Origin of the sequence: Aeromonas australiensis, assembly GCF_000819725.1 — a bacterium.
In the GTDB taxonomy this organism is placed as follows: Bacteria; Pseudomonadota; Gammaproteobacteria; order Enterobacterales; family Aeromonadaceae; genus Aeromonas; species Aeromonas australiensis.
The window spans coordinates 41,159-55,152 of record NZ_CDDH01000112.1 but is presented as its reverse complement, the minus strand read 5'-3'; the positions used below and the strand labels follow the sequence as shown (position 1 = coordinate 55,152).

Annotated in this window: 17 protein-coding genes; 5 read left to right on the top strand and 12 right to left on the bottom strand. The window is 55.1% G+C overall.

Features of this window, described 5'->3' with window-relative positions:
- Positions 1 to 12: 12 nt before the first annotated feature.
- The 7 genes from flgF to BN1117_RS18330 form a co-directional block, all read right to left on the bottom strand.
- Complete coding sequence (gene flgF / locus BN1117_RS18360; RefSeq protein WP_040099734.1) at positions 13 to 759, bottom strand: flagellar basal-body rod protein FlgF; 747 nt, start codon at positions 757 to 759, stop codon at positions 13 to 15.
- Between the two features lie 145 nt (positions 760 to 904).
- Positions 905 to 2,290, bottom strand: coding sequence for a flagellar hook protein FlgE (gene flgE, locus BN1117_RS18355; RefSeq protein ID WP_040099733.1), 1,386 nt, complete (start codon positions 2,288 to 2,290; stop codon positions 905 to 907).
- Between the two features lie 10 nt (positions 2,291 to 2,300).
- Positions 2,301 to 3,056 carry a flagellar hook assembly protein FlgD gene (locus BN1117_RS18350; protein ID WP_040099731.1) on the bottom strand — a complete coding sequence of 252 codons (756 nt, stop codon included), beginning with the start codon at positions 3,054 to 3,056 and terminating at the stop codon, positions 2,301 to 2,303.
- 15 nt (positions 3,057 to 3,071) lie between these two features.
- Entirely contained in the window at positions 3,072 to 3,491 is a 420-nt protein-coding gene (gene flgC, locus BN1117_RS18345) for a flagellar basal body rod protein FlgC (RefSeq protein WP_040099730.1), read from the bottom strand.
- Positions 3,491 to 3,889, bottom strand: coding sequence for a flagellar basal body rod protein FlgB (flgB, locus tag BN1117_RS18340; protein WP_040099728.1), 399 nt, complete (start codon positions 3,887 to 3,889; stop codon positions 3,491 to 3,493). Before flgB ends, flgC begins: the two co-directional genes overlap by 1 nt.
- A 297-nt stretch (positions 3,890 to 4,186) precedes the next feature.
- Entirely contained in the window at positions 4,187 to 5,011 is an 825-nt protein-coding gene (locus BN1117_RS18335; protein WP_040099727.1) for a CheR family methyltransferase, read from the bottom strand.
- Between the two features lie 17 nt (positions 5,012 to 5,028).
- Complete coding sequence (locus tag BN1117_RS18330; RefSeq protein ID WP_040099725.1) at positions 5,029 to 5,940, bottom strand: chemotaxis protein CheV; 912 nt, start codon at positions 5,938 to 5,940, stop codon at positions 5,029 to 5,031.
- Positions 5,941 to 6,084: 144 nt separating this feature from the next.
- Between BN1117_RS18330 and flgA the strand changes: the two genes are divergently transcribed.
- From flgA to BN1117_RS18315, 3 genes are all read left to right on the top strand, one after another.
- Positions 6,085 to 6,768, top strand: coding sequence for a flagellar basal body P-ring formation chaperone FlgA (flgA, locus tag BN1117_RS18325; protein WP_082032632.1), 684 nt, complete (start codon positions 6,085 to 6,087; stop codon positions 6,766 to 6,768).
- A 91-nt stretch (positions 6,769 to 6,859) separates the two neighbouring features.
- Positions 6,860 to 7,180 (top strand): flagellar biosynthesis anti-sigma factor FlgM, encoded by a 321-nt coding sequence (gene flgM, locus BN1117_RS18320; RefSeq protein ID WP_040099723.1) that lies wholly within the window; start codon positions 6,860 to 6,862, stop codon positions 7,178 to 7,180.
- Positions 7,177 to 7,593 (top strand): flagella synthesis protein FlgN, encoded by a 417-nt coding sequence (locus BN1117_RS18315; protein WP_040099721.1) that lies wholly within the window; start codon positions 7,177 to 7,179, stop codon positions 7,591 to 7,593. The genes flgM and BN1117_RS18315 overlap by 4 nt, the downstream gene beginning before the upstream one ends.
- 36 nt (positions 7,594 to 7,629) lie before the next feature.
- Here the strand turns inward: BN1117_RS18315 and yfcE are convergent, their stop codons facing one another.
- The gene (gene yfcE, locus BN1117_RS18310) at positions 7,630 to 8,172 is read right to left on the bottom strand and encodes a phosphodiesterase (protein WP_040099719.1); all 543 of its coding nucleotides are present in this window, start codon (positions 8,170 to 8,172) and stop codon (positions 7,630 to 7,632) included.
- Between the two features lie 10 nt (positions 8,173 to 8,182).
- Positions 8,183 to 9,820 carry a peptide ABC transporter substrate-binding protein gene (locus BN1117_RS18305; RefSeq protein WP_040099717.1) on the bottom strand — a complete coding sequence of 546 codons (1,638 nt, stop codon included), beginning with the start codon at positions 9,818 to 9,820 and terminating at the stop codon, positions 8,183 to 8,185.
- Positions 9,821 to 9,976: 156 nt separating this feature from the next.
- Between BN1117_RS18305 and BN1117_RS18300 the strand changes: the two genes are divergently transcribed.
- Complete coding sequence (locus tag BN1117_RS18300) at positions 9,977 to 10,876, top strand: DMT family transporter (protein WP_040099715.1); 900 nt, start codon at positions 9,977 to 9,979, stop codon at positions 10,874 to 10,876.
- 19 nt (positions 10,877 to 10,895) lie between these two features.
- On the opposite strand, the gene rsuA is transcribed toward BN1117_RS18300, so the two are convergent.
- Positions 10,896 to 11,588 carry a 16S rRNA pseudouridine(516) synthase RsuA gene (rsuA, locus tag BN1117_RS18295; protein ID WP_040099713.1) on the bottom strand — a complete coding sequence of 231 codons (693 nt, stop codon included), beginning with the start codon at positions 11,586 to 11,588 and terminating at the stop codon, positions 10,896 to 10,898.
- Positions 11,589 to 11,756: 168 nt separating this feature from the next.
- Here rsuA and BN1117_RS18290 point away from each other — a divergent pair, with 168 nt between their 5' ends.
- Entirely contained in the window at positions 11,757 to 12,956 is a 1,200-nt protein-coding gene (locus BN1117_RS18290; protein WP_040099712.1) for an HD-GYP domain-containing protein, read from the top strand.
- 15 nt (positions 12,957 to 12,971) lie between these two features.
- Here BN1117_RS18290 and BN1117_RS18285 read toward each other — a convergent pair whose 3' ends face one another.
- Together BN1117_RS18285 and fsa are read right to left on the bottom strand one after the other, a co-directional pair.
- On the bottom strand, positions 12,972 to 13,151 hold the full coding sequence (locus BN1117_RS18285) for a hypothetical protein (protein ID WP_040099710.1): 180 nt from the start codon (positions 13,149 to 13,151) through the stop codon (positions 12,972 to 12,974).
- A gap of 111 nt (positions 13,152 to 13,262) precedes the next feature.
- Complete coding sequence (gene fsa / locus BN1117_RS18280) at positions 13,263 to 13,916, bottom strand: fructose-6-phosphate aldolase (protein WP_040099708.1); 654 nt, start codon at positions 13,914 to 13,916, stop codon at positions 13,263 to 13,265.
- Positions 13,917 to 13,994 lie beyond the last annotated feature (78 nt).

Below are 13,994 nucleotides of genomic sequence, written 5' to 3'. Positions count from 1 at the left end.
GTAACTCCTTGATTAGCTGATACGCAGCAACTGGTTTTGGGCCTCGTCATTTTCCTGGGCCGTCTTCATCATCTTTACCTGGGTTTCGAACTGACGTTGCAACCGGATCAGGTTGGTCATCTCATCCACCACATTGACGTTACTCCCCTCAAGGGAGCCGGCAATCAGACCGACATTGGCCGAAGCAGGTTCATTTTGACCATCTTTGCGGCGAAACAGACCATCTTGCCCCTTCTCCACCGCATCGGCTGCCGGGTTGACCAACTTGATCCGCTGGAAATCTTCCGGCAAGTTGGCGGCAGCCCCCTCCGGGCGACCACTGATGGTGCCATCGCGATTGATCTCGAGTTTCTCCATCGGCATCGGCAATACGATAGGCTGGCCACCGTCATCCACCACATTCAGGCCGGTGGAGGTTTGCAAGTTACCGGTCGCACTGACCAGCAAATTTCCCATACGGGTGTAAGCTTCTCCGCCCTTGGGATCCTGCACTGCAATCCAGCCCGGTCCATCTACGGCCACGTCCAGATCCCGCCCGGTGGTCATCAGCATGCCATGCTGCAGGTTCTGCCCCGGGCGCTCAGCCATGGCAAACACCCGGCTTGGTAACCCCTCGCCAAAGGCCTGCATGCTTCTGGCCTGCTCGAAATCGGATTTGAAACCGGTTGTATTGGCATTGGCGAGGTTGTTGCCGCGAACAGCCAGGCTGTTCATGGTCTCTTTGGCCCCGGACATGGCGATGTAAAGCAGGTTATCCATGGAACTCTCCGTCAAACAGATGACTCTGACCGGAGAAATGCAATTAGGGTGCCAACAGCAGAAATATGGAGGATATGGAGAGCAGAAATGGGACAAAAACAGAGAGGGGGCCAAGCCCCCTCTCTCATCATGACTCAACGAGCCATTAACGGATTTGCAAGATGGTCTGCTGCAGCGAACTGTTGACCTCCAGCGAACGGGAGTTGGCCTGGAAGTTACGTTGTGCAGTGATCAAGTCTACCAGTTCGGAGGTCAAATCCACGTTAGATTGCTCCAGTGCCGAAGATTTGATACTGCCAAACGTGCCTGAGTTAGGGGTGCCGGGCAACGCATCGCCGGAGAGCAGTGACTGGCGCCAGGAGGTATCCCCTATCTGGGTCAGCCCTTGCGAGTTGGCAAATTTGGCCATCGCCACCATGGCCACCTTGATGGTGGTCGCGTTGCTGTAAGTGGCAGAGACAATACCATCCGGCGTGATCTCCACCTTGGTCAAACGACCGACAGTGGAACCATCCTGTGACAGTTTGTTGACTTCAAAAGGAGAGGCATACTGGGTGATCGTCCCCAGGGTAATCTCAAACGTCTGAGTGGGGTCGGCACCATTGGTGATGATGCCAGCACCACCAGCCCCCAGCGCCACAGTTTCGATTGTGGCAGGAGTAGTTGGGGTGACCATTTTGCCATCGGCACCAAAGGTAAGACGCGCTGCTAACGGTGCCTGGGCCACACCTGCTGCCATCTGAGTTTGAACCCCGCCGTTGATATCAATCGGCTTATCACCTTCATATAAATACATACGCCATGCTGTCGGGTCTGCCGATTGGGTCGGGTCGGCATCACTGGCTTCTTTGACAAAATATTTGGTGATTGTGTGGGGCTCACCTAAAGAGTCGTATACGACAACAGAGGTAGAGGACGAGTAGGTTTTCGAATCTTTTGGATCAAAGCTGGATAGGCTACCGATTACAGGAGGTACTGCCAGGGGATCAGGTAGAGCTCCCGATACCAAAGGTGTCGCTTTAGACGGTAAATTGAAGCTCGCCTCAACCTTGCTGGTCTTGATCGGTTCGCCAGCCCGATCCGGTATCTGGATCGGCTTGGTTGCATTGATACTAACCGCCTTAGGCGTGCCATCAGCGTTGATTTCATACCCTTGCAGATAATGGCCCTGATTGTTGACCATATAGCTGTTTTCATTGAGTTTGAAGGCACCGGCACGGGTATAGGTGCGATCCAGGTTGGTCAGACCATCAGAGGTCACAAAGAAGCCGTTCCCCTGAATGGCCAAGTCCAGCGCGTTATTGGTAAATTGCAGCGCCCCCTGATGGAACTGCTGGGCGACCGCTGCAGTAGCCACACCGTTACCAACCTGGGTCTTGGCATTGACAAAGATGGAGTTGGCGTAGACATCCGCAAACTCGGCACGGGACTCTTTAAAGCCCATGGTGTTGACGTTGGCAATGTTGTTGGCGGTCACGTTCAAGTCTTTTTGTGCCGCGTTGACACCGCTCAAGGCATTGTTAAATGACATATCCAGCTCCTTAGATCGATGCTGTGGAGGTATTGACAGACCCGTTGGTTGGCAACGGTGTGGTCGTCTGGTTTGCGTTCGTGCCTGAAATCTGCAGGATAGAACTCAGCAGCGTGCTGCCCAGTCCTTTCAAATTAAGCATGGTCGGGTTGCTTGCATTCCCCAATGCCACACTATCAACCTTGCCATAGGTATAAGTTGGAATGGCTTCAGACTTACCATCCACGGTACCACTCGCTTTAAGCACATATTTGCCTGGCTTGACCCGATTCCCCGCCTTGTCGGTGCCATCCCAAGCCACTTCAACGTTGCCTTTCTGTTCTCCTTCCAGACTAAATTCCTTGATCACCTGACCCGTTTCATCTTCGATGGTAATTTTGACGCCTGCATATTTATTGGCAGTGCCAACCTGAATGACACCGGGGAGTGACCCTTCTTTGTCCAGATACCCGATATTGCTAGGCAACAGCACATTCTGCCCTACCAGCGAAGAGGCTTGCAGAGCCTGGCTGGAGATCATCTGCTCATTGAGCTTTCCCATCTGGGCGGAGAGACTGCTGATCCCCTCCGAAGTGGACATGGATGCCATCTGGGAGAGCATTTGGGCATTGTCCACCGGTTTGAACGGGTCCTGATACGACAATTGCATCGTCAACAGCTTCATGAATGAAGCCTGATCCAGCTCTTTCTTCGGTGCCGTTGTGGTGCCTGTCGTCTGGGTCGTGGTACGGCTTATACCGTTCACATTGTTGGTTGTATCAACCATGCTACGTCCCTCCTATCAGGACTTACCCAACTGAAGCGTCTGCTGCAGCATCTTCTTGGCCGAATCTGCAACCTGTACGTTGGTCTGGTAGCTGCGCGAGGCATTGATCATATCAGCCATCTCTTCAACCATATTGACGTTCGGTTTGAAGATATAACCATCTTTGTCTGCCATCGGGTGGTTAGGGTGGTACTCCTTGAGCAGTGGTGCCTTGCTCTCGACAATTCCCTTAACTTCAACCCCGACAGCGCTCTGCTTGTCAGACATTGCTTGATCAAGCTGAGCGGCAAAAACTGGCCGCCTGGCGTGGTAAGTTTTTTCCACACTTGAGCTGACGCTATCCGCATTGGCCATGTTGCTGGCAACTGTGTTGAGACGCACCGACTGCGCGCTCATAGCCGAGCCTGCTATGTCAAAGACCTTGAACAAACTCATCACTGCTCTCCTTTCAGGGCCTTGAGCAGGCCACTGATCTTGCTATTCATAAACTCAAGGGAGGTTTGATACTCGAGGCTATTGCGCAGAAACTCGCTACGCTCCTGCTGCACATCGACCGTATTGCCATCACCGGTATCCGGTTGCAGCGGATTGCGAAATTGCACAGTACCCGGGGCGTCTATATGCAAGGCAAAGTGCTTTTCACTGGTGGTCACCAGACCAAAACCCTGACGCTGTTGGGCATCCTGTAACGCTTGGGCAAAGTTGATATCCCTGGCTTTAAAGCCCGGAGTATCCGCATTGGCAATATTGCTGGACAGCACTTCAGCACGCTTGGCGCGAACGCTGATGGTGTGTTGATGCACACCGAATGCCTTGTCAAATGAAAGAGCCATAGCACACCTCCTGCTTGATTTATTTTGTTAGCAAGAGATGTGCCATAAGCAAATCGCTCAAATCGATGGTTTGGGTATGAGCACATTTCAGACCAAAAACGACAGGGTCATCTCGAGCCCGAGGTCAGACGGCATCATTTGGCAAACTTAAGATTGCAACCACTTTTGCAGTGGCGAGATATGGCAGGTAAATAGAAAGAGTGAGCTGTAGATAAAGAAAGAGGGAAGCTGGCCGCTTCCCTCTTGGCATGGACTGGATATCTCCGGTAGAACCCCGAATATCAAGGCCAGCAGGCCTTATTTGACCTTGTAGACGATTCCCGGATTGCAGCGGATCATCTCGAACCGATCGGTCAATCCTGCCAGCGACTCCGAGGCCCCCAACATCAGATATCCACCGGGATTGAGGCTGGCAGCAAACTGGTTGAGGATCTTCGACTTCACTTCCGGCGCAAAATAGATAAGCACATTGCGGCAAAAAATAATGTCAAACTTGCCAAGCAGACTATAACTCTCCAGCAAATTGATCGGCCGGAAGGTGGTCAATTTTCTGACTCGCTCCACCACCCGCATCTTGTTGTCACCATAGGGCTCAAAAAACATCTTCTTGCGCTCAGGTGACAACCCGCGCGCCAGCGCAAGACTGTCATAAATACCTTCCTTGCACTGATTAAGCATGGTCGTCGATATATCCGTCCCGACAATCTGCACGCCACCTGGCAAGGTACCCGGCTTTTTCATCTGCTGCTCCAGTGCCGTTATCGCAATGGAATAGGGCTCCTGCCCTGAAGATGATGCAGCCGACCAGATCTTGATGGGGCGACCGCTTTTTCCCAATTCGGGGAAAATCTTGTCAGTAAGCAGTTGAAACGGATAGGTATCACGAAACCAGAGGGTCTCATTAGTGGTCATGGCATCAACAACGGCCATTTTCAGGTCACGCTCTCGTACACTCATTGCACGGGTAACCAGGTCAGACAGACTATCGATGCCAAACTGAGCCATCAAAGGTGAAAGACGGCTCTTCACCAGATACTGTTTGTTATCACCCAGCACAATCCCGCTCTGAACCGCCAGAAAGTTGCTGAACTGTTTGTATAAGTCGTCCGAAAGTGTCTTCATGCAGCTGTTCTTCTTTATTAGAGTGCGTTTTGTACGGCCTTGGCCAATTCATCAGGCTGGAACTTGGCGATGAAATTGTTGGCCCCCACTTTCTGCACCATTGCCTGGTTGAATACCCCACTGAGGGAGGTATGCAGAATAACATGCAAATCCTTGAGATTGGGATTATTCCGGATTTCGGCAGTGAAGGTGTAACCATCCATTTCTGGCATTTCGATATCCGAAATAACCAGCGCAACCTGATCCTTGATTGGGCCATTTTTGGTCATTTCCAGCAACATATTCAATGCTTCACGACCATCTTTTGCCAACACGCACTCGACGCCGATGGCCTCAAGCGCACGTTGCACCTGTTTGCGGGCCACTGAGGAGTCATCCGCCACAAGAACAGGACGCCCCAAGGTCGGGTGATCAGCACTGGCTTGAACCAACTCCTCGCTCACATCTGTTGCTACCGGAGAAATTTCGTTCAAAATTCGCTCAACGTCGAGGATCTCGACCAACTCACCATCGACTTCAGTGACAGCAGTCATGTAGTTGATGCGACCCGCACCTTTAGGCGGAGGCAGGATCGATTCCCAGTTCATATTGATGATGCGTTCAACCGAGTGCACCAGAAAACCCTGAATGGAGCGATTGTATTCAGAAATGATGATGAAACACTTACTCAAGTCTTCAATCGGGCGCTTGCCCACCGCCATACTGAGATCGATAACCGAAATCGTCTGGCCACGAATATGGGCAACCCCACGAATGCAAGAGTTTAGTTTGGGCATCACAGTCAAGGGGGGGCACTGCAACACTTCACGCACTTTGAATACGTTGATGCCAAATCTTTGACGTCCATTGAGACGAAACAACAACAACTCCAGCCGGTTTTGTCCCACTAGCTGGGTACGTTGGTTGACCGAGTCCAGGATACTGGCCATAAACACTCCCTAAAAACGCTTGGCATTAATCATGCATGCGTGATGGATTGCGTCAGACTATCGATGTGACAACGAACAGATTCTGAAGCAATCATAGTTAAATATGGTGATATGCGTGAACAACTTATCGACCAACGAGCGAAAATGATTAACCGACTTTTACTTATCAGCCTCTTTTTTGGCAGCATCGCTCCTAGCTACGGCTCGGACGTCACGACTTATCTGCAAGAAAAGGCGCAAGAGTTCGTTTACAGCCAGATAGATGCTCCGTTGGATGCCAGAGTTGAGGTGACCTCTGCCACGCTGGATACACGGCTCCCACTGACCCGCTGTGATGACCAGCTCACTATTAGCTTACCAGCAAAAATGGAAATTCGCCGTAATACAACAGTTTACCTGAAATGTGAGGAAGATAGACCCTGGGACATCTATCTACCAGTACGGGTCAGCATTCAAAAACCCTATGTCACTGTGGCCAACCCTATCGCCAAAGGGGACCTGCTGAGTGAAAACCAGCTGGTCCTCGCCTATCAGGATCAGACCCTGATCCGCGGCGACTACCTGACTGACACGGCCCCTCTTATCGGAGTACGCAGCAAGCGGGAGCTAAAACCGGGGCAACCCATCCGTTTGAGCCAGGTTTGTGTGGTCTGCAAAGGGGATCAGGTCACTCTGACGGCAGAAAACAACAACTTCCAGATCAAAACCATGGCCCGAGCCTTGCAAGATGGTAGCTTCGGAGAGATCATCAAACTCGTCAATATTCGCTCCGGCAAAACCGTTGAGGGTAAAGTCAGTGCTGTAGGTGCCGTATCGGTCACTTTTTAAATCCGGATCCTTGACAACTTTTTTCTAAAGTTTTGACCTGCCGCACCGATAAACAGGTAAGCAAACCTTAAAGCAGACGAAGGTAACTAAAATGGCCATCAACAATATCAACAACTTGGCGAATAATCGGTTGCAAAATACCGCTACTAGCCAGGGGGCAGGCAGCAAGTCAGTCACCTACTCGCCCGAAAACAAAGCGGCTACTGTCAAGCCGGACTCCGTCTCCTTGACCAGTGAGGCGCAACAATTGCAAAAAATGCAACAAAACCTCAATACCGCCTCGACCGGCAATGAGAGCAAGGTCGAACGGCTGAAACAAGCCGTTGCCAGTGGCGAATATCAGGTCAACAGCGAAGCGGTTGCCAAGAAGATGTTCGGTTTCGAGACCAATCTGGACAAAGTTCTGGGATGATGGACTTACCTTCGTTACTGCATACTCAAGATGCTTATCTCAGCCAGATGCAAGGCATTCTGGAAGAGGAGTTCAGCTTGCTCGAACAGCATCAGGCACTGGCCCTGCCTGCACTGACCGAGCGCAAACAGCAGTTGCTTGCTGCGATAGAAACGCTGGACAAGACGCTGGCAGAGATGCCAGAACTGGCACAGCAACTAGCCGCCTATCCCGATGAGATGGCGCAGCTTCGTGTAAAACTGGATGCCTGCCAAGCCCAAAATGATCTTAATGGCCGCTTGCTTGAATTGAGCATGGTCTCCAACCGTCGTCTGGCAACCTTTCTGAGTCAGCTGCGCGATCGCAGCAGCCTGACCTATGACGCCAAAGGCAATACTCGCTCTGGCACCCGCTCCTACGGTATCAAGGCCTGACATCGCTTATCAGGCCTTGCATTTTTTATCTCCGTTTTAAAGCACCAGTCGCAGCAACTCCCGCCCATCCTCACACCCATTGACACGCAACACTCCGTCCTCATAGCACCCGTAACTCGCCGGCAGCTCACCGCGCGGGAAACAGATTGACCCCGGGTTCATCAATATCCGCTCCCCCTGCCACTCCAGCACAGGTACATGGGTGTGACCGCTCAGGAAGAGACTGCCCGCCGGCAGTTGTACTTCATCCGGGCGATAAAGATGACCGTGGCTGACAAACCAGCGCCGTTCATCGATCAGCAACTGGTTGTAGGGGGCGGTAATGGGAAAGTGCAACAGCATCTGATCCACTTCGGAGTCGCAATTACCCCGCACCGCGATGATTTGCGGTGCAAGCTCGTTAAGGCGATTAGCTACCGCCGCCGGGCTATATCCCTCCGGCAGAGGATTGCGCGGGCCATGATTGAGCAGATCGCCGAGCAGCAGATAGTGATCCGGCTGCCAGGGCTCAAGTTGGGTCAGTACTCGTTCCAGCGCAATGATGCTGCCGTGGATGTCGGAAATGATGGCAAGTTTCATGAAATGCTCCTCACTGCAGGCTGAAATAGAGATCCTTGGTGGCAATCGTCCCTTTCAAATTCTGGCTGGGCAGCCCTCGCAGCGCGGGATCGACCAGTCTCGTCTGATTGTAATGATACACGGGGAGGATCGGCGCCTCCTCAAGCAGTAACTGCTCGGCATGCCGGTAGAGTTCAACCCGGCTCGCGCTATCCAGCGTATTGGCCGCCTGCTCCAGCAGCAGATCAAAATCGGGATTGCAGTAGCCGCTCTCGTTGCGCAGATCCTGACAACGGAAGCTGCCCAGCATGGCTGACGGCTCCACGTAATCGCCAAACAGGAAACTTCTGGCCACCTGGAAATCACCGCTATCCTTGGCCACCTGATAGGTGCCCCACTCCAGACTGTTGAGGGTGACCTGTACCCCCAGCTTCTGCCACATGGCAGCAATGGCCATCGCCATCTGCTTGTGGGTGTCGGCGCTGTTGTAGGTAATGCTCAGCTTGAGTGGATTGGCACTGTGATAGCCAGCCGCTGACAACAAGGATGCCGCTTTGGCCTGGCGGGTCGGCATATCCTCAAGCGCCACAGGCAATACCACCCGGGGGTAACCCGGCATCTCCGGCAACAGTGACCATGCCGCCTGTTCATCCTGCCCGCTCACCGATCCAATGAGCTGCTGTCGATCAACCACCATGGAGAGCGCCTGACGCACCCGCACATCCTGCAGTTCGGGGCGTTTCAAATTGAACGTATAGAGATAGGTGCCAAACAGCGGCAAGCCCCAGAGCCGCTCCGGAGACTCGCGCTTCATCTTCTGGTAATAGCCGAGGGAGACCTTGTTGGTGAGCTGTATTTCACCAGCCTCATAGCGCAGCCGTTCGGCATGTTGCGAAGTGATAGGCAGATAGGTGACCCGTCCGATACGGGTGTGAAGGTCATCCCAGTAGTGGATATTGCGCTCGGCTTCGATCTGCTCGTTCGGCGTCCAGCTTGCCAGCCGATAAGCACCATTGCTCACCAGCTTGCCGGGCTCGGTCCACTGCTTGCCAAACTTGGCTATCGCCTTCTGATTGACCGGCACAAAGGGGCGCTGACTGATGAGCTGCAGGAAATAGGGAACCGGTCGCTCCAGGGTGATTTTCAGGATTTGATCGCTTTGCGCTTCAATGCCCAGATTGCCGAGCTCCAGCGCACCGGCATAGATGGATTGCGCATTGTTGATCCCCGTCGCCAGCAGCAATCCCGCTGAAGGGGAGTTGATGGCCGGATCGAGCAGACGGCGCCAGCCATAGACGAAATCAGCGGCCACCAGCGGCTCGCCATTGGACCACTTCAGTTGGGGGCGCAGGAAGAATCGCCACTCCTGCCCATCTTCACTCACCTCCCAGCGCTGTGCCTGAGCAGGGACGATATGCCCCTGACCATCTTCGCTGACCAGCCCTTCAAACAGATCGACCAGTACCGCCTCCCCCGGAAAACCGGAGCGCACCAGTGCCGGATCCAGCGACTCCGGCTCACCGCCGTTGCCCTTGACCAGGGTTTGCCGATCGGCAAGCAAAGGCTGCTGCTCAACGGTGGTGGCATGGGCCAGGGGCCCAGCCAGCACGGCAAGCAATAGCGGGGAGAGCCAGCGTTGCGCCAGCTTGGGGAAGAAACCATACCTCATGACAAAACCTCGAATAAAACCACTGCAGGAGGGGAAGGCCGACGGCGCGCCTGATGAATGCCTGATACCGCGCTTGTTATCCCCGAAAACGGCCCGTATTGTATCGGGCTTGCCCGGGAGATGGAGTCTTTCGGGTTAATTTTTTCAGGAGTTTTTATGGGTTATGAGTGGCTTGCCCTCGCGTCGGCCAGTTTATGGGCAGTTGCAGCGCTAATTTCGGTCAAACCGGCCCGTCATCTCGGCGCATTTGCCTACAGCCGCTGGCGCATGTTTCTGGTCAGCCTGATGCTCGGCACCATGAGTCTGCTCACCGGTGGCTGGCAAACCCTCACCGCAAGCGCCCTGCCCCTGCTCGCCATCTCGGGGCTGGTCGGCATCTTCGTGGGCGATACAGCGTTGTTTGCCTGCATGAACCGGCTGGGGCCAAGACGCAGTGCCCTGCTCTTCTCCTGCCATGCGCTGTTCTCCGCCCTGCTTGGGCTGTGGCTATTTAATGAACAGCTGACGGGCTGGCGACTGCTGGGGGCCGTGCTGGTCTTTGCCGGCGTGATGCTGGCGATCCTGTTTGGCAGACGCAGTAGCAGCAACGAGTGGGAGCAGATCCGTGGCAATCTGGCGCTGGGAATTGGCCTTGGCCTGACGGCGGCACTGTGTCAAAGCGTGGGAGCCATCATCGCCAAGCCGGTGATGATGAGTGGTGAGGTGGATGCGGTGAGTGCATCGGGTATCCGGATGGGCAGTGCCCTGCTGGCCCACTGCGTCCTGCGGCTGGGGCGCTTGCCGCTGGCCATGCCGCTAAAACCGGTCAATCGCCAGATCCTCGCCATGATTGCCACCAACGGCTTTCTGGCGATGGGGCTGGGGATGACGCTGATCCTGATGGCACTGCGGCAGGGCGAGGTGGGCATGGTGGCCATTCTCTCCTCCACCACGCCGGTACTGCTGCTGCCGCTGTTGTGGTGGCACTCGGGGGAGCGGCCATCCGTTGCCGCCTGGGCGGGTGCACTGATTGCCACCCTGGGCACGGCGCTGGTGCTGGGTTTCAGCACTCACTGACACCCGGCACCACCCTTGCTCAGAACAGGGCAATCTCCTCAGCGGTCAGCTCGCGATATTCACCAGGGGCCAGCGCCTCATCCAGCATCAGGCCACCAATCTGCTCGCGATGCAGTCCCACTACCTTGTTACCGATGGAGGCAAACATCCGCTTGACCTGATGGTACTTGCCTTCGTGAATGGTCAGGCGGGCCTCGCACTCGCCAAGAATTTCCAGCTGGGCAGGACGGGTTTTATCAGTCTCGTTACGCAGGTAGACCCCGTCGGCGAACAGTGCGATTGCATCCGGGCTCACCGGTTCGGCCAACCAGACATGATAAGTCTTGGCACATTCGCGACGCGGCGAGGTGATACGGTGGGACCATTGACCGTCGTCGGTCACTAGCACCAGACCCGTGGTATCGAGGTCGAGGCGACCCACTACATGCAGCTTGCCCATCGCCGGTTCATCCATCAGGAAGAAGACGGTCGGGTGATCCGGATCCTCGTTGGAGCAGACATACCCTTCCGGCTTGTGCAGCATGAAATAGCGGTTGCGCTGCGCCAGCGTCAGCAGCACACCGTCAAACTCGATCTGGCTCTGCTCATTGATATGAAAAGCGGGCTGCTTGACCACAATGCCATCTACCATGACCTCGCCCTGACGGATCAGTTTGCCTGCCAGCGAGCGGGTCAAATCGGAACAATCGCACAGAAATTTATCAAGCCGCATTCACAACCTCGGAGTCCAACAAGTAAAGGGGGGTTATTATATCGGGCGGGGGCGACAACGCCACTGTTAAGGGGTTGCCAATTATGACGAACGGGTTATCCGATGTTACACTTCTCCGGTGTGACCCATCCGAACGATACTCATAATAATAAGCGTCAGGAAGCCCTCATGAAGTCTCAAGCATCCTATCCCGTCATTCCCGTCAACCAGCTCAAACCCGGCATGTATGTCATTGCTATCGCCAGCCAGACAGGTGGGATGGAGATCGCCCAGATGGGCTTGGTGACCAGCGTGGCGCAAATTGCCAATCTGGTGCGCCAGGGGGTACTCACGGTACGCATCGATCTGGCCCGTAGCAAGCTGGGCAGTGCCGAGAGTGACGCCGTTACCTCCCCCGACCTCAACGCCAACAGCGCCCAGGTAGGGCGCCGGGCTAGTGCAAACAGCGAAGGACGGGAGCTTAAAATTCGCCGCCTCTATCAGGAAGCGCGCGAGCTGCAAGGCAAGTTCATTCGCCACCTCAAAGCGGGTGAACCCATCGACATCACCCCGCTGGCCGAAGTCGCCGAAGAGATGGTGGACACCATGTTTACCCACGGCGATGCCATGCTCTGTCTGGCCCGTATTCGCGCCAAGGATGCCTACCTGATGGAGCACTCCATGAACGTGGCCATTCTGCTGGCCAACTTCGGCCGCTATCTGGGGCTGGAGCGTAGCGTACTCAAGGAGTTGACCCTGGGCGGCCTGCTGCACGATGTAGGCAAGATCATGACACCGGACGAGGTGCTCCACAAACCGGGTAAGCTGACCGATGAGGAGTTTGTCATCATGCGTCAGCATGTGGTGCACAGTTACGAGATCCTCAGCAATACCCCGGGCATCACCCCCACCATGCTGGAGGTGGCCGCCAACCACCACGAGCGGCTCGATGGCTCCGGCTACCCGCAGCGGCTCAAAGGCGACCAGCTCTCCCTCTATACCCGAATGAGTGGCATCGTCGATGTCTATGACGCTGTGACGGCCGACAGAGTCTACAAGGCTGGCATGCAGCCGACCCAGGCCTTCCGGATTTTGCTCAAGGGGGCTAATCAGCACTTTGATGCCGAACTGGTCACCAAGTTCATCAAGTGCATGGGGGTCTATCCGGTGGGTACGCTGGTGCAGCTCTCGAACCAGCGCCTGGCTATCGTGATGCAGCGCAACGAGCAGCAGCCGCTCAAGCCGGTGGTCAAGGTGATCTATCACGCCACCCAGCGTCACTACCTCGAGGTGCAATGGCTGGATCTGGCCAAAGCGAGCGTGCAGGAGAGCATCGAGTGCACGGTCGACCCCAAGGGGTTTGGCATCAACCTCGTCAACTTCGTCTAACCCTGCGTTCGTACCTCAGGATTGGCGCTGGTTATCGAGCCAATGCCGGATCAGAAACTCCTCATCCAGCGGCGAGAGATCAAAACGCTGGCTCGCCTCTTCAATGGCGGCAATATCATACAAGTGATGCTCGCTGAGCCAGCGCACCGCACGTCGTAAATCTTCACCATGGGGGAGTAGCAGATGGTCGCTCATGGGATACCTCCGGTAGAGTGCAAGGCAGCCTGCACATGCGACTACCTCTCTCCAGTCTAGTCGGTCAATCCCCACAATACGCGTCTCTTACATCCCCCCTTATCACTGCAATCAATGACCGAAAGCGCGTTGCCAATCCTGATCAAACTTCAGCAGCGCCGCATCCACCGCCGGCACGCTCAGCAGCTGCTCCGCCACATCAAGCGGCAAGGTAATCGATTGGCAACCCGCCAGCAGGCAGTCGAGGGCCTGACGGGGAGTGCGAAATGATGCCGCCAGCACCTTGCTGTTCGGGGCGTGCAGCGCAAGCAGCTGTTGCAGCTCCTGCACGGTGGCAATGCCATCACCGCCCTGGGCATCCAGCCGGTTAACGTAGGGCGCGACATATTCCGCCCCCGCCACTGCCGCCAGCCAGCCCTGCAGCGGGGTATAGACAGCGGTACCCAGGGTCGGTACCCCGTTGGCGGTCAGGCTCTTGATGGCCGCCAGCCCCTCTGCGCACACCGGGATCTTGATCACCAGATCCGGGTCCAGCTCACGCAGGGCAAATGCCTCGCGCACCATCTCGGTTTCGGTTTTGGCCATCACCTGGGCAAACAGGCGCGCCTTGGGACCCAGTACGTCGCGCAGGGCGGGCAGCAGCTCACAGAGCGGCAATCCCCCGGCGGCAGTAATGGAAGGATTGGTGGTGACACCGGCCAACGGCAGGATCCGTGACCAGCGACGCACTGCCGCCACATCGGCGGTATCGAGATACAGCTCCATCTCTAACTCCTTAACGGGATGTTCAATCTGTCGCCATTCTAGCGATAAAACATCTGTAGATAGCTTGATCGAAATCAA